At 45.0% G+C, this 26,700-nt stretch carries 26 protein-coding genes; 11 read left to right on the forward strand and 15 right to left on the reverse strand.

Annotated elements, in window-relative coordinates; translation table 11 throughout:
- Positions 1-3 precede the first annotated feature (3 nt).
- From trpA to JN178_RS06960, 6 genes are read right to left on the reverse strand one after another with little or no spacing between them, the layout of a single operon-like run.
- On the reverse strand, positions 4-813 hold the full coding sequence (gene trpA / locus JN178_RS06935; protein WP_202264724.1) for a tryptophan synthase subunit alpha: 810 nt from the start codon (positions 811-813) through the stop codon (positions 4-6).
- Positions 813-1,994, reverse strand: coding sequence for a tryptophan synthase subunit beta (gene trpB / locus JN178_RS06940; RefSeq protein WP_159627987.1), 1,182 nt, complete (start codon positions 1,992-1,994; stop codon positions 813-815). Before trpB ends, trpA begins: the two co-directional genes overlap by 1 nt.
- Positions 1,995-2,015: 21 nt before the next feature.
- The gene (gene trpCF / locus JN178_RS06945) at positions 2,016-3,425 is read right to left on the reverse strand and encodes a bifunctional indole-3-glycerol-phosphate synthase TrpC/phosphoribosylanthranilate isomerase TrpF (protein ID WP_202264726.1); all 1,410 of its coding nucleotides are present in this window, start codon (positions 3,423-3,425) and stop codon (positions 2,016-2,018) included.
- Positions 3,418-4,449 carry an anthranilate phosphoribosyltransferase gene (gene trpD / locus JN178_RS06950; protein WP_202264728.1) on the reverse strand — a complete coding sequence of 344 codons (1,032 nt, stop codon included), beginning with the start codon at positions 4,447-4,449 and terminating at the stop codon, positions 3,418-3,420. The genes trpCF and trpD overlap by 8 nt, the downstream gene beginning before the upstream one ends.
- Positions 4,442-5,074 (reverse strand): aminodeoxychorismate/anthranilate synthase component II, encoded by a 633-nt coding sequence (locus JN178_RS06955; protein ID WP_202264730.1) that lies wholly within the window; start codon positions 5,072-5,074, stop codon positions 4,442-4,444. Before JN178_RS06955 ends, trpD begins: the two co-directional genes overlap by 8 nt.
- Positions 5,071-6,723, reverse strand: a complete 1,653-nt coding sequence (locus JN178_RS06960) for an anthranilate synthase component 1 (protein ID WP_202264732.1) — start codon at positions 6,721-6,723, stop codon at positions 5,071-5,073. The genes JN178_RS06955 and JN178_RS06960 overlap by 4 nt, the downstream gene beginning before the upstream one ends.
- A gap of 278 nt (positions 6,724-7,001) precedes the next feature.
- Between JN178_RS06960 and JN178_RS06965 the strand changes: the two genes are divergently transcribed.
- The 5 genes from JN178_RS06965 to rluB all read left to right on the forward strand — a co-directional run bounded on the left by JN178_RS06965 (position 7,002) and on the right by rluB (position 11,143).
- A complete protein-coding gene (locus tag JN178_RS06965; RefSeq protein ID WP_202264734.1) occupies positions 7,002-7,859 on the forward strand; it encodes a PHP domain-containing protein in 858 nt (285 codons plus the stop codon).
- Positions 7,860-7,961: 102 nt separating this feature from the next.
- Complete coding sequence (locus JN178_RS06970; protein ID WP_159627999.1) at positions 7,962-8,582, forward strand: L-threonylcarbamoyladenylate synthase; 621 nt, start codon at positions 7,962-7,964, stop codon at positions 8,580-8,582.
- Positions 8,583-8,782: 200 nt separating this feature from the next.
- On the forward strand, positions 8,783-9,628 hold the full coding sequence (locus tag JN178_RS06975) for a segregation and condensation protein A (protein ID WP_202265958.1): 846 nt from the start codon (positions 8,783-8,785) through the stop codon (positions 9,626-9,628).
- Positions 9,615-10,208, forward strand: coding sequence for an SMC-Scp complex subunit ScpB (scpB, locus tag JN178_RS06980; RefSeq protein ID WP_202264736.1), 594 nt, complete (start codon positions 9,615-9,617; stop codon positions 10,206-10,208). Before JN178_RS06975 ends, scpB begins: the two co-directional genes overlap by 14 nt.
- 38 nt (positions 10,209-10,246) lie before the next feature.
- The gene (gene rluB / locus JN178_RS06985) at positions 10,247-11,143 is read left to right on the forward strand and encodes a 23S rRNA pseudouridine(2605) synthase RluB (RefSeq protein WP_202264738.1); all 897 of its coding nucleotides are present in this window, start codon (positions 10,247-10,249) and stop codon (positions 11,141-11,143) included.
- Positions 11,144-11,244: 101 nt separating this feature from the next.
- On the opposite strand, the gene JN178_RS06990 is transcribed toward rluB, so the two are convergent.
- On the reverse strand, positions 11,245-11,988 hold the full coding sequence (locus JN178_RS06990; RefSeq protein WP_202264740.1) for a hypothetical protein: 744 nt from the start codon (positions 11,986-11,988) through the stop codon (positions 11,245-11,247).
- A 233-nt stretch (positions 11,989-12,221) separates the two neighbouring features.
- On the opposite strand from JN178_RS06990, the gene dkgB reads away from it, so the two are divergent.
- The 5 genes from dkgB to JN178_RS07015 all read left to right on the forward strand — a co-directional run bounded on the left by dkgB (position 12,222) and on the right by JN178_RS07015 (position 18,636).
- The gene (gene dkgB / locus JN178_RS06995; protein ID WP_202264742.1) at positions 12,222-13,025 is read left to right on the forward strand and encodes a 2,5-didehydrogluconate reductase DkgB; all 804 of its coding nucleotides are present in this window, start codon (positions 12,222-12,224) and stop codon (positions 13,023-13,025) included.
- A gap of 164 nt (positions 13,026-13,189) precedes the next feature.
- Positions 13,190-13,618: a GntR family transcriptional regulator gene (locus JN178_RS07000; protein WP_202264744.1), complete on the forward strand. Its 429-nt coding sequence runs from the start codon at positions 13,190-13,192 to the stop codon at positions 13,616-13,618.
- A gap of 1 nt (position 13,619) precedes the next feature.
- Positions 13,620-14,534, forward strand: a complete 915-nt coding sequence (locus tag JN178_RS07005; RefSeq protein ID WP_202264745.1) for an ABC transporter ATP-binding protein — start codon at positions 13,620-13,622, stop codon at positions 14,532-14,534.
- Positions 14,534-16,357: a hypothetical protein gene (locus JN178_RS07010; protein WP_202264747.1), complete on the forward strand. Its 1,824-nt coding sequence runs from the start codon at positions 14,534-14,536 to the stop codon at positions 16,355-16,357. The genes JN178_RS07005 and JN178_RS07010 overlap by 1 nt, the downstream gene beginning before the upstream one ends.
- A gap of 137 nt (positions 16,358-16,494) precedes the next feature.
- Positions 16,495-18,636, forward strand: coding sequence for an alpha/beta hydrolase family protein (locus tag JN178_RS07015; RefSeq protein ID WP_202264749.1), 2,142 nt, complete (start codon positions 16,495-16,497; stop codon positions 18,634-18,636).
- A gap of 5 nt (positions 18,637-18,641) precedes the next feature.
- Here JN178_RS07015 and JN178_RS07020 read toward each other — a convergent pair whose 3' ends face one another.
- Together JN178_RS07020 and JN178_RS07025 are read right to left on the reverse strand one after the other, a co-directional pair.
- Positions 18,642-19,223 carry a sugar O-acetyltransferase gene (locus JN178_RS07020; protein WP_202264751.1) on the reverse strand — a complete coding sequence of 194 codons (582 nt, stop codon included), beginning with the start codon at positions 19,221-19,223 and terminating at the stop codon, positions 18,642-18,644.
- A gap of 32 nt (positions 19,224-19,255) precedes the next feature.
- Positions 19,256-19,927, reverse strand: a complete 672-nt coding sequence (locus tag JN178_RS07025; protein ID WP_202264753.1) for a hypothetical protein — start codon at positions 19,925-19,927, stop codon at positions 19,256-19,258.
- A 639-nt stretch (positions 19,928-20,566) separates the two neighbouring features.
- Between JN178_RS07025 and JN178_RS07030 the strand changes: the two genes are divergently transcribed.
- Positions 20,567-21,853: a DUF445 domain-containing protein gene (locus JN178_RS07030; protein ID WP_202264755.1), complete on the forward strand. Its 1,287-nt coding sequence runs from the start codon at positions 20,567-20,569 to the stop codon at positions 21,851-21,853.
- Between the two features lie 8 nt (positions 21,854-21,861).
- Here the strand turns inward: JN178_RS07030 and JN178_RS07035 are convergent, their stop codons facing one another.
- The 6 genes from JN178_RS07035 to recN form a co-directional block, all read right to left on the reverse strand.
- The gene (locus JN178_RS07035; protein WP_202264757.1) at positions 21,862-22,464 is read right to left on the reverse strand and encodes a DUF998 domain-containing protein; all 603 of its coding nucleotides are present in this window, start codon (positions 22,462-22,464) and stop codon (positions 21,862-21,864) included.
- 89 nt (positions 22,465-22,553) lie between these two features.
- Entirely contained in the window at positions 22,554-23,099 is a 546-nt protein-coding gene (locus JN178_RS07040; RefSeq protein ID WP_202264759.1) for a TlpA family protein disulfide reductase, read from the reverse strand.
- A 121-nt stretch (positions 23,100-23,220) separates the two neighbouring features.
- Complete coding sequence (locus tag JN178_RS07045) at positions 23,221-23,571, reverse strand: hypothetical protein (protein WP_202264761.1); 351 nt, start codon at positions 23,569-23,571, stop codon at positions 23,221-23,223.
- 123 nt (positions 23,572-23,694) lie between these two features.
- Entirely contained in the window at positions 23,695-24,348 is a 654-nt protein-coding gene (gene tmpT, locus JN178_RS07050; protein WP_202264763.1) for a thiopurine S-methyltransferase, read from the reverse strand.
- Between the two features lie 104 nt (positions 24,349-24,452).
- Positions 24,453-24,809, reverse strand: coding sequence for an outer membrane protein assembly factor BamE (locus JN178_RS07055; protein ID WP_202264764.1), 357 nt, complete (start codon positions 24,807-24,809; stop codon positions 24,453-24,455).
- 120 nt (positions 24,810-24,929) lie between these two features.
- The gene (recN, locus tag JN178_RS07060) at positions 24,930-26,615 is read right to left on the reverse strand and encodes a DNA repair protein RecN (RefSeq protein ID WP_202264766.1); all 1,686 of its coding nucleotides are present in this window, start codon (positions 26,613-26,615) and stop codon (positions 24,930-24,932) included.
- Positions 26,616-26,700: the final 85 nt, after the last annotated feature.

The following is a 26,700-nucleotide window of genomic DNA, read 5'->3' on the forward strand; positions in this document are numbered from 1 at the left end:
TTTTTACCCATTATTCGTCGCGGCTTTCATACCTTCAACAAAGCTACCAAGTTCACTTAGCATCTTATCGTTGTCGTCAAGGTTCGCAGCTATAATATTTACTGTGGCAGAACCAGATATTGCGCCAGCGGCACCCGCATCAATTGCAGACTTAACTTGCTCTGGCGTCGAAATACCGAAGCCTAGAAGGGCAGGGGCTGCCTTATATTTGTTCAATCGTGCTATCAAATCTGCAGCAGGAACATTGGCGGCCGTTTCCGCACCAGTAACGCCTGCGCGCCCAAGCAGATACGTATACCCCTTCGAATACTCGCCAATTTTTTCCATTGTTTCGTCAGTTGCATTAGGCGGTGCAATTAGAATTTGCGAAATACCCGTTGCTTCTGCAGCTTTTTGAAAAGGTGCAGCTTCTCTAATTGGCACATCGGCTACCAAAATTGAGTCCACGCCAGCTTCCTGCGCTTTGCTGTAGAAGGTTTCTATGCCCTGCGCCATCACTAAGTTGCTGTATAGCAGTAAGCCAATTGGCACGTTAGGGTATTTTGCGCGAACGCGAGAAATGACGCCCATGCAATCAGCAACGGTAACTTTGTTGTTCAAAGCGCGAATAGCTGATGCTTGAATTGTTGGGCCATCTGCAATTGGGTCTGAATAAGGAATACCCAACTCAAGTGCATCAGCGCCGCTTTCAATTAGCTGGCAAATAATAGCTTCAGATTGCGCAAGGTCAGGGTCGCCAACCATAACAAAAGGGACAAATGCGCCTTGGTTCTTTTCATCCAATTGCGCAAACATTTGTGCATATCGTTCCATTATAAATCATCCCCTAAAATGTTAATTACGTGCGCAAGATCTTTATCGCCGCGACCCGACAAGTTCACAACAATGATTGTTTCTTCTTCGGCTTCATCGGCCATATTAAGTGCATGTGCCAAGGCATGTGATGACTCTAATGCGGGTATAATACCTTCTTTGCGTGCCAGTAGTTGAAAGGCATTCAAGGCTTCTTCATCTGTTGCTGCAACATATTCAGCGCGGCCAATATCGTGCAGATACGCGTGCTGAGGACCCACTGCTGGGTAATCTAGCCCAGCTGAAACTGAATAGCTTTCTTCAATTTGGCCTTCTTTGTCTTGCATGATAAAGGTATAAGCACCATGCAAAATACCCTTAGTACCAGTAACGATAGTGGCACCGTGCTCTTTGGTGTGAACCCCTTTACCAGCAGGCTCTACACCCACTAAGCGTACGGATGGCTCATCAATAAAGTCTGCAAACATACCGATGGCGTTTGAACCACCACCCACGCACGCCACAACGGCATCAGGCAGACGGCCTTCTTTTTCCATAATTTGTGCGCGAGTTTCTTCGCCAATCATGCGGTGATATTCACGTACGATGGTAGGGAACGGGTGTGGACCTGCTGCTGTGCCCAACAAATAGTGCGCTGTTTCATAGTTGGCAGACCAGTCGCGCATCGCTTCGTTAACCGCATCTTTAAGCGTACCAGAACCAGCATTTACTGGTATAACTTCAGCGCCCATCAGCTTCATACGGAATACATTAGGTGCTTGACGTTCTACGTCTTTTGCACCCATATAAATACGTGCCTTTAGGCCCAAAAGCGCGCAAGCTAATGCTGTTGCAACACCGTGCTGACCCGCGCCTGTTTCTGCGATAACCTCAGTTTTACCCATGCGTTTAGTAAGCAGTGCCTGTCCCAATACTTGATTGGTTTTGTGTGCACCGCCGTGCAATAGGTCTTCACGTTTAAGGTACAACTTTACTTTCGGGTTGCTAACTAAGTTACGGGTTAGCGTCATCGACGTTGGACGACCCGCGTAGTCTTTTAGTAGCGAGAGAAACTCTTCGTTAAACGTGGGATCGTCTTTGGCATCCAAAAACGCTTTTTCCAGCTGATCAAGGGCGGGAATAAGCAATTCGGGCACGTACATGCCACCAAATTCGCCAAATTTTGTATCTAGTTGGTTCATTACGTTGTCCTGTTTCTTGAATTAATATTGGCGGCACACTGCAAATAGTGCGCTCAATTTGTCAGCCGATTTGATGCCAGGCGCATCTTCTACCCCTGAATTCACATCAATGATGCCGCAACCTGCGGCGATAGCGCCTTCTACGTTCTGCGGGTTTATGCCGCCCGCGAGAACGAGCTTATGTTTTTGCTCGGCGCCGTCTAACAATTGCCAGTTGAATGATTCCCCCGTGCCACCTTTGGCATCGCCTACTTGGCAATCCAGAAGCACTCGGCTAATTAATGGGTTATTTAAGTGTTTGTCCACTATTTCAGGTAGCGAGTTTGTTGTATCTGCTTTCACGCCTTGTGCAACCCAAATCTCGCACCCCTCAGGCAGCTTTTCTGAAAGTGTGGCCACATAATGTTCATCTTCACTACCGTGTAATTGCACGGCAAATAAACTAAGCGATGCCGCCAGTGACGCAACTTGGTCTACGTCACTATTCACAAATACACCGACAAAAGCGCCGTTAACTTGTTGAGTAATAGTTTGCGCCATATCCTGAGTGATATAGCGAGGCGATTTATCAGCAAAGATCAGACCGCCAAAACTGGCGCCTTGGTCAAATGCCATCTGCGCTTGCTCTGGGGTGGTTAACCCGCATACTTTTACTGCACCATTGACCAAGGTTTTAACCGCACGAGGCAGATCGTCTTGTGCCATTAGTGCACTGCCTACCAAGAACCCATCCGATACGGCAGCTAGTCGCAACACGTCATCATGGGTATAAATGCCAGATTCGGAAATGACTACAAAGTCGTGGGTCGCAGCCTCTAGCATGGGCACTAGGCGTTCTGTGGTAGCAAGGTCGGTAGATAAGTCGCGCAGGTTACGGTTGTTGATACCGATAATGCTTGCTTCTAACGCTATAGCGCGCAGCATTTCTTCTTCGTTACTTACTTCAGTAAGAATGTCTAAGTGCAGGCTGTCAGCAACGGCGGCTAATTCGCGATACTCGTCGTCGCTTAATACGCTAAGCATAAGCAATACGGCATCTGCGTTATAATGGCGTGCCAGATACACTTGATAGGTTTCAACAAAGAAATCTTTGTTCAGCACAGGCTGCGCAACGCGCTCGGTCACATAGGCAAGGTATTCGAACTTGCCTTGAAAGTACTTTTCGTCAGTCAGTACAGAAATACCGGCAGCATAGGGGGTATATGCGGCCAAAATTTCGTCTAAATCAAAATTATCGCGAATTAGGCCTTTTGAAGGCGACGCTTTTTTGCATTCAAAAATGAAGCCAGCGTTAGGCTCGCTAAGTGCCGCAAACAAACTTTTTTGAGACGGCACTAGAGCGTCTTTAAAGCTTTCTAATGGCAAAGCCGTTTTTCTAGCCGCAATTTCTTCGCGCTTGTCTGCAACAATTTTCTCAAGCACATTAGCCATTCGTGCTTACCTCCTGAGTAATTTTGGCTACCTTTGAAAGTAACTGCATGGGTAACCCCTTGGACATGGCGTCCATCGCCATTTCGGCGCCGTCTTTGAAACTATCAGCTTTGCCCGTCACTTTTAGCAATGCGCCACAGTTCATGGCAATAGCCGCACGATGCGCTTCTTTGCCTTCGCCGTTAAGGGCTGCTTCAACAAACTGTCGGTTTTCTTCTGGTTCACCGCCTTCGATAGCCGATAACGGATAGCGCGGTAAACCGAAATCATCTGATGTCACGGTTAGCTTGCGAATATCGCCGTGCTCTAAGTCGTAAATCATCGACTCGCCGTGCAGCGCCAGCTCATCAAGGCCGTCGCCATGTACTATCATGGCGCGATGTTGGCCAAGCAGCATAAGGGTTTTTGCATACGGTTCAAGCAGTTCGGGGGAGTATACGCCGAATACACCATGAGTTGGACCCGCTGGGTTTGCCAGTGGACCCAAGATGTTAAACAAGGTTCTGGTCTTCATCGCAGCGCGCACGGGGGCTGCGTGGCGCATACCGGCGTGATAAACGGGAGCAAAAAGAAATGTGAAATTTGCTTCATCTAAGCATTTTCGCGATAACTCAGGGCTAATTTCTAAATTCAACCCGAATTGACGAAACAAATCGGCCGAACCTGATTTGCTCGACACACTACGATTACCGTGCTTAGCTACTTTTACGCCGCATGCAGCCGCTACCACACCCGCTGCACTTGAGATATTAATCGTGTTGTGGCCGTCACCACCTGTCCCCACAATGTCGGCAAACTCGTAGTTCGGCGTTGGGAAGGGAAGGGCATTGGCAACCATTGCACTGGCTGCACCTGCAATTTCGCTTGGCGATTCTTTCTTCATTTTAAGCGCGGTAAGCACCGCTGCTATCATTACCTCGCTTTGTTCACCGTGCATAATGCTGTTAAACAAGCTGTAGGCTTCGGTTTGCGAGAGTGACTCACGCAACATTAATTGTTCAAGAAGTGGGCCTGCGTTAAGCATGATTGGCTCCCTGTAACGTTAAATAGTCAATACTTTGCTTAAGTAGCAAACTGCCTTGGGCGGTTAAAATAGATTCTGGGTGAAACTGAAAGCCCAACATACGATCGTCTTCGCTATATACTGCCATCACTGCTTCGCTGCCATCGTCATTCACTGTCGATGCGCATATCGTCAGTGCATCGGGTAATTCATGTGCAACCAAGGAATGATAACGCGCCACGTGTAAGGGTTGTTGCAACCCTTCAAACATTGCCTTTTCAGTGTGAGTAATTGCCGATGATTTACCGTGCATGACTTGGCTTGCGCGTCCAACTGTACCACCGTAGTGTTCTACAATGGCTTGGTGGCCTAAGCAAATACCAATTACCGGGAATACGCCTCGCACTTTGTTCAGTAGTGCTGGCATACAACCTGCTTCACTGGGTGCGCCAGGCCCTGGCGATAGCATTAATAATACTGGGCCTTTTGTTGCTTGTTCTTGCATACGTTCAAACAGCATGTCGGCCGAGACGGTATTTCGGTAAACCTTAATATCTAAGTCTAATGTGCGTAGTTCATCAACCAAGTTGTAGGTGAATGAGTCTACATTATCTAGCAAAAAGAGGGTGGTCACTTGTTGGTTCATGCGTAGCCCTCCGTGCTTGGTACATATTCTTCTTTAAGAGCCGCTTTAACCGCGCCAATAACCGCTTGCGCTTTGGCGCGCGTCTCATCCGCTTCGGCTTGTGGGATCGAGTCATGAACGACGCCAGCACCTGCTTGGATGTACGCGGTGTTGTTTTTGACAAATGCCGAGCGAATAACAATACAGGTGTCCATGTCACCCTGTCCGTTAAGATATCCAACCGCGCCGCCATAACTGCCGCGACGTTTTTGTTCCACTTCACGAATAAGCGTGGCAGCACTTACTTTCGGCGCACCTACTAATGTGCCCATGTTCATACACGCTTGATAAGCATGTAGCGCATCTAAATCGTCTCGAAGCTGACCTACCACACGCGATACAAGATGCATTACATGTGAATAACGGTCTACTTTTAGTAGGTCTTTCACGTAGCGGGTGCCTGGGCGACTTACTTTAGCAACATCATTTCGTGCAAGGTCAACAAGCATAATGTGCTCTGACTTTTCCTTGGTGTCTTCGCGAAGATTTAGTTCAATACGACTGTCCAAATCTCTATCAATCGAACCGTCGGCGCGTTTTCCGCGTGGTCGAGTGCCGGCAATGGGATATATTTCCACTTGGTTGCTTTCGCTATCGTACTTAAGAGCAGATTCAGGCGAAGCACCGAAAATACTGAATGCTTCATCCTGCATGTAAAACATATACGGACTTGGATTAGATTCTTTCAGCTTTGCATAAGCAAGCAGTGGCGATGGGCAGGGGAGAGAAAATGTGCGCGATGGCACAACCTGAAATATGTCGCCAGCCAAAATATGCTGCTTTAAGTCGAGGACGTGGTTGCAAAATTGCTCGTCGGTGATGTCCACAGAAGCATCGTGGTTATCTGTTAAAGTGAGTGACTGTCCACTTTTTTCGAGTGACTGTCCACTTTGCCCTTTTAGGACAGGCTCCGCTGGCATGTCGTGCAGCTGTTGGTGGATAGCTTCGAGGCGCTGGGCAATGGTGAAGTATTGCTGAGCGACATCTTGCCCGCTAAATACACTACCAATGATATGCGTTTCGCGCGTTTGATGGTCTACGGTAATGAGCGTCTCGGCAAGGTAAAATACAAAGTCTGGACAGTCATTTTCGCCTTCTACAACATCGGGTAGTTTTTCGAAACCAGCCAGCATGTCATAGGCAAATACACCACCTAGAAAAATAGCGTGGGGGTGCTGACGTATGGGGGTAACCTTATTGACAACAATACGCAGTGCATCCATAACACTTGCGGCTTTTAAACGACTGTCTTCGTCTAAATCTGCATCGGCGTCGTCACACTCAAGGGTAACCGTTGTTGCTGTACTGTTTACTACATTTAGGCCATCGGGGCTTTGCGTAGTGAAAAGTGGAAGCACAGACGCGCCGTTGCCAGTAAGTGCGGTAATTTCAACGCAATTGCCTCTGCATTCCATACGCAGTGCAGCGTCAACCATCAGCAAACTTTGTAAGTCATCTTTCGAGTCAATCTCTGCCGACTCTAGCAATAATGCGTTGCTTGTATTTCCACACAAGTGAGCAAAAGCCGCGAGTGGGTCGTCAATGTAATGACCTACTTGTTCTATTGTCTCAACCTTGCCTGGGGAAGTGCCCAGTTCCGCTAAACTCATTTTTGCTTCTCTCCAACTGCAAAAAGATAAAAAAAAGGCCCGTATAAACGGGCCTTTATGTGTTTTCATTCACGCACTACAGTGCACACCGCCCGTTAAGTTAGGGAGTGCCACCACCAAGTTGCAACTGTCATTGCTGTAGAAATTTTTTGCGTGTGCATGGATTACTCGTTGTTTGTTTAAACTTCAATAGGATTTGAAGCCGTTAGTACGTATACTTTGTGTATATAGAAGAAAACAAATTGCCTTTTGTGTCAACCATAAATTTGCATAAGACATTGAAAATAGATCTACATAGTCATACAAAATTCTCTGACGGGCATTTAACCCCTGAAGAACTTGTCCTTCGCGCGCACACCATGCAGGTGGATGTGCTGGCGATTACTGATCACGATACCGTGGCTGGATTAGACGAAGCGCACAGCGTTCAAGCAAAGCAAAAGCGGTCGCTTACGTTGATTGACGGGGTGGAAATTTCCACGTTGTGGCATGGTTTCGATATCCACGTTGTGGGGTTAAATGTTAACCGCCAGTGCCCAGAATTTTTAGCGCGCTTAGACGGGCAAGCACAAGTGCGCCAAGCGCGTGCAGAGAAAATTGCTGAAAAATTAGAAAAGTGCGGCTTTGAAGGCGTGCTACCCAGAGCCAAGGCACTTGCCGGAGTCGGTCAAGTAACCCGCGCACACTTTGCAAGAGTGTTGGTGAATAATTACGGCGTACCTACTATGGAAGCGGCGTTTAAGAAATACCTTGGTAAAGGCAAGCGGGCGGCGGTTAAAGCTGAATGGCCGAGTATTGAAACGGCGATAACCTGGATTCAAGATGCTGGCGGTCAAGCTGTGCTTGCACATCCAGCCCACTACGATATGACCGCAAAATGGCTACGCCGTCTTGTGGCGCTTTTTGAGCAAGCCGGTGGTGATGCCATCGAGACCGCATTTCCGGGCATTAATAAAACCAAGCAAGAATTGATTAATGAACTTGCGCAAACCCATAGTTTACTGGCGTCAGCAGGGTCAGATTTTCATTTCCCTTCACGATGGACAGAGCTAGGCAAAAACTTGGGTATTAGCAGCAAACTTACCCCGGTTTGGCACAATTGGACGCAGTTTGACGCACTAGGCGCAAACAACTAAGCATGTGCAAATACTAAGCGTGTGGAAATAGCAAGGCATGCCCAAACCAACAAGACCAGGGCTAGTGTGCTAGAGCAAGCAAGTTGAGACAAGAGAGGCGTTATGAGTCAGTTTTTTTATGTACACCCAGACAATCCGCAGAAGCGTTTAATAACGCAAGCGTGTGAATTGATTCGAGAAGGTGCAGTTGTGGTTTACCCCACTGATTCTGGGTATGCCATTGGTTGTCAGATGGAAGACAAAAGAGCGCTTGAACAGCTCTGCCGTATTCGACAGATAGACAAAGAGCATAATTTTACGCTTATGTGTCGTGATATGTCGGAGTTGTCGATTTATGCGAAGGTTGATAATACGGCTTTTCGTCAAATCAAAAACAACACGCCAGGGCATTACACTTTTGTGCTAAAAGCCACGCGAGAAGTGCCTAAACGGCTGCAAAACCCCAAGCGGAAAACCATTGGTATTCGCGTGCCTGACAACGCCATTGCGCTTGCTCTGCTTGAAGAGCTTGGTGAGCCATTGATGTCTACGTCGTTGATTTTGCCAGGAAATACAATGGCGGAATCTGACCCTGATGTTATTCGCGATAATCTTGAAAAACAGGTTGGGCTTATTATTCACGGCGGGTATATTGGTGAGCAGCCTACAACGGTTGTAGATCTTTCAGAAGATACGCCCGTTATCGTGCGTCATGGTACGGGCGACCCATCACCATTTGAATAAAGTACCGTTTGAATAAGGTATCGTTTGAATATGGTACCGTGCTAGCCATATTGTGTGCGGGCGCCATGCGCAAATGCGTTGGAAACACTCTGCGCACTGCATAACATAAACGACAAACAACAATAAGCGTGTAAAACGCATAACAAGAACGAAGAATTGTGCCGGAATCAAAAGAAAACAGCATTCAGAGCGACGCTGTTGTGACTGCGCCAGATAACGAAGTAGCACTGCAAAATACCGCGGCAACGCCGGTACAGCAGCCATTGCCGCTTGCGTTTATTAATGGCGAGGCCGTCATAGAAAAGCCTGAAGATCTTTTTATTCCGCCTGATGCGCTAGAGGTTATTTTAGAAACCTTTGAAGGCCCCCTCGATTTACTGCTGTATTTAATTAGAAAGCAAAAGTTCGATATCACTACGTTGCCTATTGCCGATGTGACCAAGCAATACATGGAATATGTTGATGCAATGATGTCACTAAAGCTTGAATTGGCCGCTGAATACCTGTTGATGGCCGCTATTCTTGCCGAAATAAAATCAAGGTTATTGTTGCCAAAACGCAGCGATGAGTCGGACGAAGAAGAAGATCCACGCGCCGAGCTTATTCGCAGGTTAAAAGAATATGAGCTGGTGAAGCAGGCCGCAGAAGACTTAGATTTGCAGCCTCGCCTAGAGCGTGACATTTACAACGTGCATGTAGAGACAAGCGATAACGTAGCACCTATTCGCATTGAGCCTGATGTTACCCTTGCTGAAATTGTGCTTGCCTTTAGCGCAGCAATGAAACGGGCTGAGGCCTTCGAGCATCACACCATTGAACGGGAGGCACTTAGCACCAGAGAGCGCATGTCGTTGATATTGTCTGTGCTAAATAATACCGAATATACGCCTCTTGAGCGCCTTTTTACGGTAGAAGAAGGTAAGGCCGGCGTTGTGGTTTGTTTCCTCGCCATTTTAGAATTAGTAAAAGAACAGCTTATTTTGTGCATTCAGGCAGGTCCTTATGCCAAAATTCATGTAAAATTAGGTGCTCATGAAGAAAATTAACACGGCGCAGCTTAAGCAGTTGGTAGAGGCAGCTATTTTTGTTGCTGATAAACCTATTTCAAGACAACAGCTTAAAGAGACTGTACTGAATGAATTTAGCGTGGCAGATAGAACCTTGAGTAAGGTGCTAAACGAGCTAAAGTTAGATTATCAACCTCGCGGTATTCAGTTAGTAGAAGTTGCAAGCGGCTTTCGATTTCAATCGTTAGATGCGCTTAGCCCGTGGTTAAGTAAATTATGGCAAGAAAATGCGCCCAAATATTCACGAGCGATGCTCGAAACATTGGCGCTTATTGCCTACCGTCAGCCCATCACGCGCGGAGAAATTGAACAAGTGCGTGGTGTTGCGGTAAGCAGCAATATTATAAAGACACTCACAGAACGAGATTGGATAAAGGTAGTGGGCCACAAAGAGGTGCCCGGGCGACCGGCATTGTACGCTACCACAAAAGGCTTTTTGGATTATTTTTCGATGACGTCGTTAGGTGATTTACCTAACGCTGAAGCGTTTGAGAATATGGCTGAAAGCATTGCGTCTGACTCGCCGCTTAAGGTGTTAAATGAGGCACCGTCTGAATAGACCGTGCGACCGTAAACAAGCAATTAAAGAGTGAAACCATGACTGAAAAGTTGCAAAAAGTACTGGCTAACCAAGGGCTAGGCTCGCGACGAGAAATGGAACGTTGGATAGAAGAAGGACGTGTATCTGTAAATGGTGCCGTTGCTACTCTCGGCGATAGAGTTGATCACACGGCGCAAATACGTGTTGACGGGCATTTATTGTCTCGTCAAACCGAGCAACCAATATGCCGTGTATTGATGTACAACAAGCCCGAAGGCGAGTTGTGTAGCCGTCACGACCCTGAAGGCCGAGATACCGTGTTCGACAGGTTACCTGCCATTCGCTTAGGTAGGTGGATCACTGTTGGTCGCCTTGATATGAACACCAGCGGTTTATTGCTTTTCACTAATGATGGTGAATTAGCGAATCGTTTGATGCACCCTAAGTGCGAAGTTGAACGCGAGTATGCGGTACGTGTATTTGGTGAGGTAACGGGCAAAACCCTCAACACCTTGCAAAAAGGTGTTGAACTGGAAGACGGCGAAGCAAAATTCCTGACAATTTCAGGTACGCCAACGCCACAGCACGCTGAAGAAGAAAGCATGAACCGCTGGTTTAACGTAACCCTTAAAGAAGGGCGTAATCGTGAGGTTCGTCGTTTGTGGGAGTCGCAAGGTGTACAAGTAAGCCGACTTATCCGTGTTAAATACGGGCCAATTGAACTGCAAAAACGTTTACCACAAGGCGCTTGGGTAGAGCTAGGCCTTGAAGATGTCAATGCGCTTCGAAGCCATGTTCAACTGCCAGATGAAACGCAAACTATGGTGAACGTGCGACAAGGCAAGCTTGATCATGCCAGACTTAGCCGCATGCGCCGTTCTGTGAAAAAGCACAAGGTGCGTAAGCAGCAGGGGTTAAATAAGCGAGCAGGGCGCCCAAGTAAACGCAAGTAGCACTGTCTAATACCCAAAATTATGATGCAGAGAAGCCGCTAAATAGCGGCTTTTTTTGTGCTTAAATAATTGTTACGTTCAATGAAACTCTTTCGACTGAATCAATTTGAACGAAAACGATCGCATTGGGGCGCTATGGCGATGCCATTGTCATTTGCCCAGGTTTCAATTTTTTCTTTGTTGTCAGTAACGAAGCTATTGAAGCTATTAATTACTTCGGTGTGATGTTTTGTTGAAATTTGGTACTTCACTGGATCGGCATTTACGCTACTAGAAACCGACACAAGAGCAGGAGATTTGCCTAAATGCTTGAGCTCATTTTGGATGATAGCAATGTTTACATCAATGCCATCAATCATTTCATTAACCAACATTTGTGCGAGTACCCTTAAGGAGGTATCTCTTACTATCTCTAACTTGCCCGTCTCAATTGCATCTTTCCATTTGCTTGATGGCGTAAACCCTATTGGCAAGCCTAATCGCATGAAGGCATCTGGTGGCATGTCTCTATTTTTATCAAGCACTACAGTAGTATCACACACGGTGATCATCGGCGCACTGTAACGAATGTTATTCGTTGAGCTCAGCTTCCAACGCGCGTTATCAGGCAGTCGGATATCAATGGCATTTTCATCGAACCAGAAAGGAAAGCGATTCAATGGTAGAGGAATAAATGATAACTCAATGTCATTTTGTAAAGCGAATTCATGAAGAATTTGATACAGGAGGCCGTCGTGTTTACCTTCAGTAAAATTCATTACTGGCGCATAGTTGATATCTTCTACACCAATTCGCAAGGTTTTCGGCAGCGTTTGACTCTCTGTGGCAAGTGAATATGGGCTCACAAAACATATTGTAGCAGCGAGGGCGCATACAAGGTGTTTAAACACGTTTATCTTCAACACTATATCAAAAGCCTGTCTAGATACTTTGCCATAATTCACATCAACAGCAGATTAGCACAAGAAAAAACGTAACGGGAGCAATACATTACATTTGCTACTTAAGTATAAAGGCGATCTTCCTCAGCATGTTAGCCGTAGGTATTGGTATTCATTAATGTTGACAAGGAGATGCTATGAAAGACATGCCGCAGTTAGGAGTAGGCACATTTCGACTCGAAGGTGACGTGGCGCGAGATGCTGTCACCAATGCGTTAGATGTGGGTTTTAGACATATTGATACAGCACAAATATATGGAAATGAGGCGCAAGTTGGCGATGCAATTCAAACTAGCGGTATCGCGCGCTCAGATTTATTTGTCACCACAAAAGTATGGTATGAGTCGCTTGGTGACGATCATTTCATCCCTAGCGTTCACGAGAGTTTGGCAAAGCTGAAGCTTGAATATGTCGACTTGCTGCTTGTTCATTGGCCTTACCCTGGGACAGACATTGCGCTTGAAGCTTACTTAACTCAGCTCGCTGAAGCGAAAAAGCTAGGCTTGGCAAGGCACATAGGTGTGTCTAACTTCACCATAGATCTGATGGACAAAGCAGAGGCAATTCTAGGTAAAGGTGAGTTGTATACCAATCAGATTGAACTGCATCCGTTTATGCAAAATCAGCAGGTGGTGAAAGCGTGTCGCGATAAGGGGATCCGAGTTACCGCTTATATGCCGTTTGCCGTTGGCGATGTCATGGAAGACGAAACGTTAAAGCAAATCGCAAATGCACATGATGCCACCCCTGCGCAGGTCGTTCTCTCTTGGATGGAAAAGCGCCATTATTACGCCATACCTTCTTCAACAAGTAGACAGCACCTTTCAGAAAACCTAGCCTATGGTGGTGTCCAATTGTCAGATGAAGAATTACAGCGAATAGACGGTTTAGACAACGGCAAGCGAATTGTTGACCCTGATTTCGCGCCGCAGTGGGACTGATTAGCCGATAAACTAAGTTAGTAGGTATACCACACAAAAACGGTGAGGCGAGCAATAGCACGCCCCACCGTTTTTTTGTGTCTGTCCCTTTTTTTTAAAAAATGTTTGCATAAATAACGAACGCCGTATACTGTATTAATACAGGTGGTACAGTTGGGTGTGATATGCAAAATATACAAAAAGTGAAACCGTTAAGTATTCAGGTCTCCACTGGAGATGCTCGTCCTATTTTCAAGCAAATTGTCGATCAGGTCCGTATGCTGGTGGCGCGCAATGAACTAGAGGTCGGGGCCAAACTTCCAAGCGTACGAGGGCTTGCTACGCAACTGCTTGTTAATGCCAATACAGTGGCGAAAGCCTACAACGAGCTTACCTCACAAGGCGTTCTTGAATCGCATCAAGGCAAAGGACTATTCGTGGCGCAGCAGCGTCAAATGTTGAGTCAGGAAGCACAGCAGCAGAAATTAGACAGTGCTGTTGAAGTCTTTGTGAACGAAGTGGCCTATCTAGATTACAGTCAAGAGACGTTGCTTAGTAAAGTAGCTAATGCACTGGAAAGCGTTCGCCCTCGTAAAGCGTCAAACGGTGAATAACATGTCTGAAGTGTGTATTGAAACGGATTTATTAACCCGTCAATTTGGTAATAAAAAGGCGTTGGATGGTTTCACGCTGACGGTACCGCGCAGCGGTATTCATACCATTGTGGGCAGTAATGGGGCGGGTAAGTCTACGCTATTTAGGTTGCTGCTTGGCATTGACACGCCAACTTCAGGAAGCTGCCATGTTTTAGGAAGACCTTCCCAACACCTAACGTCCAAAGACCGCGCTCAAATAGGCTATGTAAACGAAGAGCATACATTACCTGAGTGGATGTCCGTGTCCAGTGTAATGAAATTGCAGCGCAGCTTTTACCCACAATGGGAACAAGATGTTTTTAACCGAACAATTAGCTACTTCGATATCGATCCTAAACAGAAGGTGTCGGGGCTATCAAGAGGGGAAAGGGCAGGTTTTAGTTTGTCTTTAGCACTGGCGCAGCAGCCTAAACTGTTGATTCTAGATGAGCCTACGCTTGGGTTAGACGTGGTGGCTAAGCAAAGCTTTTTAGAGTCATTGATGCTGATAGGCACTGAACAAGATGCGGCCATTATTTACTGTTCACACCAAATGGAAGAGATAGAGCGCTTGGCAGACAACCTTATCCTTATGGAAAAGGGAAGGCTTATCAATAATTGTTCGCCCGATGAGTTTCTCTCTCGAGTTACGGCGTGGACGGTAGATTTCGACGGCAGGGCTTTTGAGCCAGAAAATATTCCGGGGTTTTTGAGCTACAAAATTATCGAAGGGCTGCATCACATTGTGGTGGCCGACCAAGTAAGCGATACAAACTTTGCATCCCTGCTAAAGCTTATGGGGGCCAAATTTGTGCAGTCTATGCCAGTGAACCTTGAAAACGCGGTTAACGCTTACCTCACTAGAAACCATAACAAGCCTGTGGAGCTGTCGTAATGTTTGCACTCTATAAAAGCGAATTTCAACGCTTTGCGTTACTCGCCTCAACGGCGTTAGCCTTACTTCTTGCGGCATACTTAATGCTGCCCAAAATGGGCTTGTGGGATATTTTGCATCGCAATATGGGCTTTTTACTTACGGTGGGTAGCATAATTATCTCGCTCGTTTTTGGTATTGTGCACGCCCTGTTATGGAAAAAGAAAAACTTCTGGGTTTTTCTTATCCACCGGCCCTTAGACAGCAGCAAAATCTACCTAAGCCTTATGCTGGCAGGGATTACCGTTCTTATGAGTACGATTTCCTTGTCGTTACTTATCACTACGCTGGGGTACGACAACTTCACCAATAAAGTTGTCGATTGGCGTCACTACCAGTTTATCGGCTATCTTACTTTACTTAATGCGTCGTGCTACATGGTGGGAACGCTCTCAGTATTGCATCGTTCCCGGTTTGCTATTTTGGTGTTTTACACATTATTTATTGCTTTTTTCCCAGAGCCCAAAAACACCCTAGCGCAATATGTACCTTTGGTGTTTATGCTTTGCGCCTTATTCTATTTAAACATTAAAAGCTTTAAGCCAGATTTGAACAAACCACTGGATACTCCCTTGGGCACAGGCTTGTTGGCAACCGGCGTGAGTTATAGTGTGGTTATTGTGCTCATACTTGCTACTACCGTGTTCTATCACTTGCCGATGATGGCCATTGGTAAACATCCTGATATGAACCCGGTTGATGGCACACGAAAATTGATCTGGGAAAACAACTTTGAAAACGCTGTGGGCTACATATTAGAGGGCAGCGGTCACGCGCAAGCCGCGCACTATGCGAATCAAGCCAAGCTTGCGGATGTTTTGTCGTTACCGGTGACACCATGGCAGTCGGCGCGAAAAAATCAGCTGCACCGATTTGATAATCAAGACGCTATCGTCGACCCCGATACGCGCAATGTGTGGAAGTTTTCACATGACGAAATGCTGCTTGTAGGCGTTGATGGTTACTCTGGGAAGTCGTTAGGTGCTATTGGGCGCGATGGCTTTGTGGCGTCGGTTAATGATGCGAAGAGCAGTGACCGTTTTGAGTTTGTCCCTCATTTAAGCCAAGGCAAGTTCTTATCGACGCCAGATGGTCTATACAGCATCGATTTTGAAACAAAGTCCTTGCTTGTCAAACACCGTCCTAACCCCGGGGAGCGCTACACCAGTGCGTTATGGTTGTCAGAGCAGGTAGGCAGAATTTCCACCTCTACACAGCTTTTGATGTTTAATCGCAATACGCTATATGATGATTTTGCCGAGTTTGTGGTGGATTATCAGTTTGTTTATCCAGCAAGTGTTGGTGGAGCCGACACCGCATATGGGTTAAAAGTGGCCGATGGATATTTACTTATCTTTACCGGCGAACACTATTTCGGGTTTGATCGCCCAGGCGCAGAAGTATTTATTACTCGCCTTGATGGCAGTAGCGAAAAATTGGGGGAGCGTGAGTTCTATTTACACAGTTTACCTGGTTGGGTACGACACTATAACTTTATAGTAGCGCCGTTTATCTTTGTGTCGGAAGAGCTGCTTGCCCATTTCATTGACCCATTTGAAAGCCGCTACATGAGCTTTGAAGACATAAAAAATCAACACTATCCGCTTTACATTTGGGTGGTTGCCGCACTACTTCAATTTGCCTCGGTGTTAGTGTTGTGGCGCCTTACTAGAGCGCTTGTCGACAAAGCGAGTCTTCGCCTTACGTGGCGTGTATTGGGCATGGTGTTGGGTCTTCCCGCGTTACTCAGTTTTGTGCTGCTTCAGCCGCTAAGGCGAAGTTAACACGCCCAAATACTCACTAAAGGGTTAACTACCCAAACGGCAATCACGCAAGAAACAAAACGTGGTTGCCGCTACCAAACACTCGTTGATAGCAGTGTTTGCTATTTCAATCCGTTTTTAAATTTTAAAGGAATGCTATGAATACCAGATGGCAGGTATCAGTGTATCTATGGTTATGTGTGTCGTGCGTGGGTATTGCAATGAATGCATCCTACGCCGCGCAGGAAAATAATGAATATGTACCCATTGAACGAGCAAAGCAGCAGGCGTTTTCTAAACCGAAGTCTGCGTTAATTAGTAGGGCCGTATTTAATAAAGAGCAGCCTGTCGAAAGCGTACTGCTATCACCTGATGGCCTTAAAATGAGCTATGTCATTAAGGAGAATAAGCGCAAGCAACTTTGGGTTTATGACATTGCGTTGGATAAGCATGTAAAGCTTATCACTGCGCACAATCTTGAAAACCTAAGTTGGACAGCCGACAGCAATCGCCTTGTTTATGTGGACGCAAAACGAGTTGTATTTGTTGGGCTATCTAAACAACAGCTTGCGCAAACGCGCTATCGCTTGAGCGATGCTAATACCTTGTTTGTTAAAACAGACAGCTATAACCCCGACGCATTTTGGCTGCTTAAATACGATGTTAGCCAAAGCATGTACTCGCTAATAAAAGTGGACAGTCACTCAAATCTAAAAAAGGACAGTCACTTCAAACGCAATTCGGATGAGCAATCGGACAGTCACTCACACTCAAAATCGGACAGTCACTCAAAATCGGACAGTCACTCAAACGAATCTATTCAGTATCGCTCGCCACTTCCAATAATGAATTTTTGGGCAGATAAAAAGGCGGTAAGGTTTGTCTCACTAATGGGTAACGATTATCAAAGCATTGTTCAGCTGCTTGCTGATGGAGAACGAGAAATCATAAAGTGCGAGGTGTTCGATACGTGTAAAATACATCACTGGTCTGCGCAAACACACACATTGCTGCTCTCTGGTCAAATTGACAATGACACCGCGACGCTTCACGCCATAAACACGAAGACTGGAATCAAGAAAGCCATTACAACCGAAAATAGTCCACCGTTTGATGCTTCACAGTTTTTTGTATCACCGGAGGGCAAACCGTTTCTTTTGGGTTATGAAACCCAGTATGTTCACTACGAAGCGTTAACGCCAAATGCCGAGGCGTTGCTCAATAGGCTGACGAGCAGAATAAGTGATAATATTTATCGTTTTACCCCTGATAAGTCGTTAACACACTGGCTGGTTGCCGAAGAAGATCAGCAAAGTGGTAACGTGCATTTTAGGCTTTATTTGGCCGAGTCTGACACCTGGATAAGCCCTTTATCGCACATAGAGCCCTCTCAAACAGACGCAACATGGTCAGCGCTTAGAGTGCCAATTCAGTACCAAGCCAGTGATGGTATGCCGTTGTTTGGTTACCTGACATTACCTAGTGGTTATAAGGCCAGCGAGGTTCCCTTGGTTGTTTTTCCTCATGGAGGACCGTGGAACAGAAGTCATGGCTCCTACAATCGTATTAGCCAGTTTATGGCGAACCGAGGTTATGCGGTGTTCGAGCCCAATTTTCGGGGTTCAACAGGTATGGGGCAGGCATATATGACCAGCGCTCAGCGCGATTTTGGCAACGGACGTGTTCAGCAGGACATTATCGACAGTGTGGATTACTTGCTTGAAAATGGTGTGGGTCGTGCAGATCGTTTAGCTATTGTTGGGCATTCGTTTGGCGGTTTTAGCGCAATTAATGCATTGGCGTTTACACCCGATAAATTTAGCGTTGCTTTTGCCGCCGCCGCTCCCAACAATATGTCTGATACCATCAGACATTACAAATCATCTATTCCAGCGGTCTTCTTGCCAATGCGTTTACCTCGCTTTTCGGCTTTGATGGGCGATATAACCAATCGTCAAGACGTGTCGTACCTTTATGAACAGTCACCCGATAAGCACTGGCAGAACATTGATAAACCTCTGTATATGTGGGCAGGTGCACAAGATGACAGGGTTGCGATTGAAGATGTGCGAGAATTTGCATTAAGGCTGCATGCTGATGGCAAGGCCATTAGTTTAGTGAGTGATGCCCGTGAAGGGCATAGCCCAAACAGTTCGCTGGCAAAAGACGGGTATCTGTACTTGCTAGAGCGTGCATTGTTTTCACACCTACACGGGAGAATGGAGGAAAAAATGACCCCATCGCTCACGCGCTATTTCGATAAATTTACGTCTATCGATACCAATGGTGTCAGCAACTAAAGCGTTTACGGGTTAACTAGCGGGTTTTCGCCTGGCTCTATGTGTTTTATCACTTTGGCAGGGTTGCCCGCTATTACCACATTGTCGCCAAACGACTTTGTCACCACAGCACCAGAGGCAACAACAACGTTATTGCCAAGCGTTACGCCTGGGTTTATCACCGCCATTCCTCCAATCCAACAGTTATCGCCGAGTGTAATAGGCTTAGCGAACTCAATGCCGGTGGCTCTTTGTATTGGGTCAATTGGGTGAGTAGCGGTATATAGCCCTACCTGAGGGGCGAGCATACAATTGTCGCCTATCGTTACGCGAGCAGCATCTAAAATCACGCAGTTGAAATTAGCGTAAAAGTTTTCGCCAACATAAATATTCTGGCCGTAGTCGCACTTAAATGTTGATTCGATATAAAGCCGCTTACCGGTGCTCCCAAATAAGGTTTTTAAAAGCTGGGTGCGTTTTTTATGCTCGGTTTGGCAGGTAGCATTTAAGAGGTCGAGCTGTTGACGGCAATGCTTGCGCAGTGTGGTGAGTAGTTTGTCAGACGGGTAATACAACTCGCCTGACAACATCTTTTCCTGTTCGGTCATAGGTAGGTGCTAGCACTTAAAAAAGCGCTACGTTACTGCGCTCCGCTGTAACTGACAACCACTTTTTTATCAAATGCGTCATTGTCGAATGCTAAATTAACAGGGCGCTCTAAGATAATAGTACCATCAATCACAACGTCGCTCTCGATAGTCAGTGTCGGTTTGTTGTCAGAACCTTTACCCCATGAGCTTTCACTCTCGCGATAAATTATGTTACCGATAATATGCGTGTTGCCCTTAAGCGTAATGTCACCGTTTAGAGTTTCAACATCTTCTTCTACCACAGTATCGGTGACAGTGATATCTCCATTCACCGTTTCAACATGGCCACCAATTTTACTTTGCTCTGGCAGCGTAATATTTCCATTTACTGACTCAACATTACCTAACACACTAAGGTGTGACGTTGCTGAGATATCGCCATTAACGATGTCGATACTACGAACCGTAACATGGCTTTCCATTTCTAAATTACCATTCACAATACTGACATCGTCTGCGCCGGCATGGTCGCTAATTTCAACATTGCCATTAACCGATGAAATATCTCCCGCGTGCTTACCTTCAGCTATATCAATGTTGCCCAATATCGAACTAAAATCGCTGCCTTCCATCGCGCTGGCGTTGCCTACATGGATAACACAGCCAGACAACATTGAAGCAGAGGCAAGTAATACAGCACCAGCAATCATAGACTTTTTCATTTTCTTATTTCCTTTTTGAACAGCAGATGAGCGAGGGGATTGTCGCTCAATGTAACGCAAAACGTTGTTATTAAATGTAAATAATCGTAACTAGCAATAACCAGTTTTACTTTATTGGTAATCATATTATGTGCCACTATTATTTATCTATTAATAACAGTGAGTTACATGTTTTTAGGGTGAAAAGTAGAAAGCCAGAAAGTTTGACTGACTGAAAGTTGGCGTAACTCACTATTTTATAGGGAATTTGAACATTGTTTTGTGAGCGAAAATTCTACAAATTGGCGTTGGGTAAAAAACAAATGTCAAAAATGGACACCCACTTGTTTAGCGTGAAAAAAGTGTCTGTCCTAAATATTGCTAAAAAGTGTCTGTCCTAAATAGTGCTAAATAGTGGAAAGTGTTAAAAAGATGGCTGTCTAAATCAACGCAAGTTTAGATGCTGTAAAGTGGTTTAGCATGAAAGTGGAAGGGTTGATGTGTCCTTAAGGGCTAACGTTGCTTAACAAAGGCCTATTGCTTGCATGTGCTTGCATAATATCACGGTGTGGTAAGAGAACATTTTAAACGCTATTTCGCCAGCGTACCCTTTGCTGGTGATGGTATACGGCAAGATTGAAGATTGTAAATGGAGATTTCATGCAGGATAAATACACGCAGTTAGCGCAGGCCAAGCGACTGGCATTGGGGTGTTTAATCTTTGCCGCAAGTGTTTTCATGATTACCACAGCAACACCTAAATTTATACCTGAGTTAGCCAACGCTTGGTGGCTTGGTCTTATTAAAATGGCCAGTGAAGCTGCTTTAGTTGGAGGGCTAGCAGACTGGTTCGCAGTAACTGCGCTGTTTAAACCTATACCAGCAAAATATCCCATACCTCATACCAACATAGTTGCGAATAACAAAAGTGTTATTGCGAATAACCTTTCACTATTTGTGAAAGAGAAATTTTTTCACCCAGAAGCGATAGAGAAATTAATCAGTAGCAGTGATCCTGCCAAGGGCGCGGGGCGATGGCTAGTTGTCGATGCTAATGCTACTCGGTTAAGTCGGTTTATTTGCGATGCTCTTGCAGGCGTGCTGCGAGTGCTGGACGACGAACCCGTTAAGGCGTTTATTGCCCGTACGGCTGAAAAAGGCATTAAACAACTCGACTTGCGCCAGCTTATGGCGACATCGCTTAACGCTGTCACGCGGGAGCGGCAACATCAGGTCGTGCTTGATCGCGTGTTAGGCAAATTGGCAAATTTAATGGCGCAGCCAGATACACAGGTTTATATCGCAGATACGCTAGTGGTGTGGCTTAAAACTGAATACAGCCGATTAGAGAAAATTTTGCCGTCAAGCTGGTTAAGTGAACAGGGGGCGCTAATCGCGGTTAAAGCGGTGTCGAGCATACTGGAAGATATCTATCACGATGAAGAGCATCCAATTCGCCATGCTTTTGATGAGCAAGTTCATGAATTTTTGTACGAATTACAGCATAGCCCGTTAATGGAAAAGAAAGTGAATGGCTATCGAGAGAAGATTGTGAATGATCCTGCGCTCAAAAATTACGTGCATCAGTCGTGGGGGCGCTTTCATACTTGGTTGCTAGCAACGCTTGATGAGAAAGAGGGGAAAGCTGAAACTAAGGTAGCGTCTTTGCTTAAAGATATTGGTACAAACCTCACAAGTGATAGTGAGTTGTCACGAGCTTTCAATAAGCACATAGGCGAAGCCGCGAAATATATGGCACCGGAACTTGCTGAATTCTTAACTCGACATATCAGAGATACCATTAACAGTTGGGACGAGCGTGAAATGGCGCAACAGGTAGAGCTTAATATCGGACGTGATCTGCAAAAAGTGCGTATAAACGGCACAATAGTTGGCGGGCTTATTGGTGCAATCCTGTTTGGCATTGAAACACTCGTTGGTCTGTGAAAACGGCTTCAGTACATCGCTACGACATAGAGAGAATAAACGAACAACCATAGTATTTGAAAGCCATAACTAAGCCTTTGATATAGGCCGGGAACGGTTCGTTGCTCAAGTGCTTTTGCCAGTTTGAAAGAATAGTAAAAGCAGCCCGTGATACACAACACTGATATAAGCCGAAGCGATGTTGGATAGACACTAGAAAAAGCCACAATGGCGGGTGCAATGATAAATGAAATCAGCATTATTAGGCCTGACCACGTGTGAATTTTAGAGCTCTTCGAAGGTGTTGTTGTATATGGATCAGCATCCATAGGATAGATGCCACATATCCAAGTTCCGATTCCATGAACAATGATCATCAAGCCAATAAATAGGGTGGGCACGTGTATATGAAAACGATAGCTTACGTAAGCTCCGTAAAGCACGAACAAAATGCCCAATGGATAATTATTGATAGCGGGTGATAACGTTTGAGTGGGGCTGCCAAAAGCGCCAAGTTCACTACAGAATTGCCTTGAATGACTATAGTTTGGATAAAATCGCGATGCGATATAAATACCCAGCACAATCCAAATTGATGCGAGGATGCCTGCAAAAGATAAAAAGGTGTCCACTCTCAATCGCCCCGTAAATATTGGAAAATAAAATCAGTTCTTTGGGTTAAATGCGTATATTCTTCGCGTTCAGAAGCTATCAGTTTGTACTATTTTAGCTCAGCGTCTTCCAGTGATACTTCATTACTTAACGTTGCTTTCCACTGTGGCTCGGTTTTGATTGAGTAACTCGACTCTGTGAGCACGCCATCTGCACTTATTTTAATGGTGTAAGGAATTGAGACTGCATAGTTTCCAAACATTTTTTTAATCAGAACATCGCTGTCAGCTTCAGATTTCCACACTGTGCCAGTGTATCCCGTTTTCTCAAGCATTGTATTTAGCTCGTCCCAGTCATCATCAAGCGAAATAGCAACGACATTAACCGATTGTGGATGTTCGCTTTGAACTGCTTGTAAGTTTTTCAATGAGCTGTAACAAGGAGCACACCATGATGCAAAGAAGTAGGCAACAGTAGGTTTACCTTCTAAAGAGGGGAAGGACACTTCATTACCTGATGAAGTTAAAAACGTAGGTGTCTGAACCTGTTGTCCAACTAACGCTTTTGACAGCGCAACTTTTTCTTCGTACGTGCTTGCGTTACAAACCGCACTGTAACAACTAAAAAGAAATAATAGGTGTATTGCTTTCAACATGACCTCCGACTTGTCATATATCAGTCCTTTAGAACGATTTCACGGTCTTTATACTAGCTTAACAACGTGTTTTATTGCCAATTCAATATGAATGATGTAGCTAAACTCGATACGCGCTAAGCTAAAACCACAATTCGTATAAATAGAATAAGAAATTAAACGCAACTGGAATGCAGGTTGCCACTATAACGCCCAAACAAAAAGCCTTGTTTACTCGACCCTTAATGTATTTTTCAGTTCGCGTTTGTTCAATTGACTTTATGATGTCATCTAACGATTCTGAGTTTTCAGCTTGCCTGTTAATCTTGAATTTATAGTTGTCGATAGAAGCGCAGTATTGCTTGTGCTGCTTTAAGAATGCTCGAAGATAGTCTTGGCTAATGCCAGTTTCAAGCGAGAGTGAAATCAACCCACAACCATTTTCACCATGAGAGGCGAGGGTAGTTACTATTGTCCGAGTTTTAGTTTCCATCCAATTCCTTCCATGTAATTCCCTTCACCACTGATTGTGTTCAATTCACTAACCAAGCTTCAAAATAGTCGCTTTGCAAATTAGCAGTCAACTGCATAAAGGCTGTTTATTTTGACGTGTACTTTATTTCTGTTTCGCAACTAAGTGAAAAACCAAATTGTCTGCGTCGACTTTGCCTTTTAGGCCTCCAATTAATTCAGAGCGCTCTAAGCGAGTAACATGGTATTTATCAGCATAAAGTGTATCGACCATACGTTCATTAACACTAAACGGTGGGCCTGCCATTATACTTTGATCATATTCAAACGAGATAATTAGTTGCGTGGCATTATTTGTGATTTGGGCTAAATGAGAGGCATATTGCGTTCTTAGGGTATCAGGAAGGGCTACTAGGGCAGCTCTATCGTATATGGCAGATACATCGCCGATGTCTTGTGAATTGAGTTTAAAAATGTCACCAACGAATACAGTTAGGGTATCTTTCGAATAAATCTTACCCTTGGGTGTAGCAGTGATATTCGGTGACACACCCAGTTCTTCAAAAAGCTGTTCAATCGCTAATTCACTCAATTCGGCGCCGACTACCTCAGCACCTTGAGACAACAGCCAACTGATATCCCTAGTTTTGCCACATAACGGTACAAATATTCGCGGTATTTTTGAAGTGTCCGGCTCTAGTAACTTTTCTGCATATTTAACGAGTAGCGCATTGCCTTTGGGCTCGTGAAATCCAATTTCATTTTTTTGCCATTTGCTGTGCCAAAAACTATGTTCCATATGTGCCTCTTAGAAAGTAGGTTTTAATGCAGAATATAAAGTCTTTTAAAGTGAGAGAAAAAGAAAAAGGTAGCAAAAACAATCCGCTACCTTTGAGATTTTTCTTAGTTATCGAGTGGGGTATTAAAGTCTTCAGACAGTTCAAAATCACCTTCTACCGTAGTGACTTTGTTATCAACAAAGTTGATGATCATCTGTTTTTGAAAATCTTCGCCGCGCTTTTTCATGCCGCGCTTCATATCGTAAACGTAATACCATGTATCGTCGTCAAACGAGTCTTGAACAACCGGGTTGCCTAAAACGTAAATAACCTGTTCTTTTGTCATGCCAACGCGTAGTTTCTCTACATCCCTTTGGTCAAGGAAGTTACCCTGAGGTACGTCAATTCGATAAATCCAGTTAGAGCAAGCGGTTGTGGTAAGAGTGATGCTAAGAATTACTAATAGGTGTTGCAACTTCATGCGTTATTGTGTCCAGTATTGCCTTTGTTCGTGCCTGTCCTTAATAAAGTTAAAAACAGGCTGTTTTATTGCAAGCGCGAAAGCATGCTACATTGACAACTATGACCAATCAACTGCATTTTAGTTCGATGCAGCGCTTTTAAGCAGTTCTTTTGCATTAGCAAGTGCAGATTTGGTTATTTTATCACCTGCTAGTAAGCGTGCTAACTCATCAATTCTGTCTTGTTTGGTAAGTGCAAGCATTTGTGTTTCAGTACTTTCCCCATCGGTGAGTTTGGTGACAAAAAGCTGATTATGCGCCTGCGCTGCAACTTGAGGTAAATGAGTAACACACATAACTTGAGATTGCTTACCTAATTTGCGCAGTAGGCCACCGACAATTGATGCCGTCGGCCCACTAATACCCGTATCTACTTCATCGAATATCATAGTTGGAGTGGCATCATTATCGCTAGCAATTACCTGGATAGCTAAGCCGATACGAGATAACTCTCCACCTGACACCACTTTCTCAAGCTTATCAGCGTCTTGGCCTGGGTTTGTCGACACCCTAAATTCAACGGTATCTAATCCAGTGCTGACTGGCTTTCTAAGTTCATCATAATTAACGTCTATGCATACCCTGGCGTGGGGCATGTTCATTTGCTGTATTTGATCTTCAATGTCACTAGATAGCTTAGCTGCGGCAGCAATTCGACTTTCTGATAGATGTTTAGTCGTACTTAAATATGCTTTTCTTGCATCTTCTACCTCAGACTCTAACGTGCCAAGCAGTGACTCTTGTTCACCAAGTAAACGGAATTCGCCCGCTAACTCTTGGTGGTGTCTATATAAGTCTTCAGGCATTACTGAATGCTTTCTGGCAAGTTCCATCGCTTTTGCATAACGGGCTTCAACGTGTTGTAAACGCAGTGGATCAATCTCTAATTGGTCACAATAACTGCGAAGTTCACCCGCTGCTTCTTCTACTTGAATGGCAGCATCGTTTAGCATCGCGATAATAGGGGTTAACGTTGCATCATGTGCTTCGAGTTCGCCCAAACGCTCAATGCTGTTTTGAATCACCGATAGCGCGTTGCCTTCATCACTTTCATACAAGTTGTAAACACTCGTTTGTGCTTGCTCCAGCAAGCTCTGTCCATTACTTAGGCGTTTATGCTCTACTTCTAATTCTTCAAACTCACCGTCTTCTATTGCGAATTCGTCAAGCTCTTGAACTTGGTAGGTGAGTAGTTGCAGGCGATCCTCACGTTGCTGCGCTTGGGCCTGTAAGTCACTCAGTGTTTTCTGTTTATCACGCCATAAATTATAAGCATGTTTTACGGCTTCAAGTAGAGTAGGGTGCCTAGCATAGCTATCAATTAAATGGCGCTGGTGATCTTCTTTTAGTAGCTGCAGGTGAGTATTTTGTCCGTGAATGGCTAACAAGTACTGTCCCAATCCCTTCAGTTGTTGTAGCGAAGCAGGCACGCCATTGATAAAGGCTTTGGAACGCCCTTCTTTTGAAATTACACGTCGAATAAAGCATGCGTTTTCGTCTTCATCAGACGTGAGTTCATGTTCATCTAAAAATGCTTTCGCTTTTACATTATCATCTAGTGAAAAGTGCGCAATGATCTCTGCTTTTGCCGTACCTTTTCTTACCGCATTGGCATCAGCACGCTCGCCTAAACACAGGCTCAGTGCATCAATTGCAATAGACTTACCCGCACCTGTTTCACCAGTAATAGCGGTAAGTCCATTTTCTAACTGAACCGATAATTGTTTAACAACTGCAAAATTTGAAATAGAAAGATGCGCTAACATAACCACACTCGAAAAAGTTGAACATGATGATTTATACAGTACTTGTAAATATATACAGTATTTTTTCTGTGTAAAGAGAAGAGTA

It is taken from the genome of Alteromonas sp. KC3, assembly GCF_016756315.1.
Classification (GTDB): domain Bacteria; phylum Pseudomonadota; class Gammaproteobacteria; order Enterobacterales; family Alteromonadaceae; genus Alteromonas.

Coding starts and splice junctions, on each gene's coding strand:
- trpA (WP_202264724.1), bottom strand. CDS start 813: ATGGAACGATATGCACAAATGTTTGCGCAATTGGATGAAAAGAACCAA.
- trpB (WP_159627987.1), bottom strand. CDS start 1,994: ATGAACCAACTAGATACAAAATTTGGCGAATTTGGTGGCATGTACGTG.
- trpCF (WP_202264726.1), bottom strand. CDS start 3,425: ATGGCTAATGTGCTTGAGAAAATTGTTGCAGACAAGCGCGAAGAAATT.
- trpD (WP_202264728.1), bottom strand. CDS start 4,449: ATGCTTAACGCAGGCCCACTTCTTGAACAATTAATGTTGCGTGAGTCA.
- JN178_RS06955 (WP_202264730.1), bottom strand. CDS start 5,074: ATGAACCAACAAGTGACCACCCTCTTTTTGCTAGATAATGTAGACTCA.
- JN178_RS06960 (WP_202264732.1), bottom strand. CDS start 6,723: ATGAGTTTAGCGGAACTGGGCACTTCCCCAGGCAAGGTTGAGACAATA.
- JN178_RS06970 (WP_159627999.1), top strand. CDS start 7,962: ATGAGTCAGTTTTTTTATGTACACCCAGACAATCCGCAGAAGCGTTTA.
- scpB (WP_202264736.1), top strand. CDS start 9,615: ATGAAGAAAATTAACACGGCGCAGCTTAAGCAGTTGGTAGAGGCAGCT.
- rluB (WP_202264738.1), top strand. CDS start 10,247: ATGACTGAAAAGTTGCAAAAAGTACTGGCTAACCAAGGGCTAGGCTCG.
- dkgB (WP_202264742.1), top strand. CDS start 12,222: ATGAAAGACATGCCGCAGTTAGGAGTAGGCACATTTCGACTCGAAGGT.
- JN178_RS07000 (WP_202264744.1), top strand. CDS start 13,190: ATGCAAAATATACAAAAAGTGAAACCGTTAAGTATTCAGGTCTCCACT.
- JN178_RS07005 (WP_202264745.1), top strand. CDS start 13,620: ATGTCTGAAGTGTGTATTGAAACGGATTTATTAACCCGTCAATTTGGT.
- JN178_RS07010 (WP_202264747.1), top strand. CDS start 14,534: ATGTTTGCACTCTATAAAAGCGAATTTCAACGCTTTGCGTTACTCGCC.
- JN178_RS07015 (WP_202264749.1), top strand. CDS start 16,495: ATGAATACCAGATGGCAGGTATCAGTGTATCTATGGTTATGTGTGTCG.
- JN178_RS07020 (WP_202264751.1), bottom strand. CDS start 19,223: ATGACCGAACAGGAAAAGATGTTGTCAGGCGAGTTGTATTACCCGTCT.
- JN178_RS07025 (WP_202264753.1), bottom strand. CDS start 19,927: ATGAAAAAGTCTATGATTGCTGGTGCTGTATTACTTGCCTCTGCTTCA.
- JN178_RS07030 (WP_202264755.1), top strand. CDS start 20,567: ATGCAGGATAAATACACGCAGTTAGCGCAGGCCAAGCGACTGGCATTG.
- JN178_RS07040 (WP_202264759.1), bottom strand. CDS start 23,099: ATGTTGAAAGCAATACACCTATTATTTCTTTTTAGTTGTTACAGTGCG.
- JN178_RS07045 (WP_202264761.1), bottom strand. CDS start 23,571: ATGGAAACTAAAACTCGGACAATAGTAACTACCCTCGCCTCTCATGGT.
- tmpT (WP_202264763.1), bottom strand. CDS start 24,348: ATGGAACATAGTTTTTGGCACAGCAAATGGCAAAAAAATGAAATTGGA.
- JN178_RS07055 (WP_202264764.1), bottom strand. CDS start 24,809: ATGAAGTTGCAACACCTATTAGTAATTCTTAGCATCACTCTTACCACA.
- recN (WP_202264766.1), bottom strand. CDS start 26,615: ATGTTAGCGCATCTTTCTATTTCAAATTTTGCAGTTGTTAAACAATTA.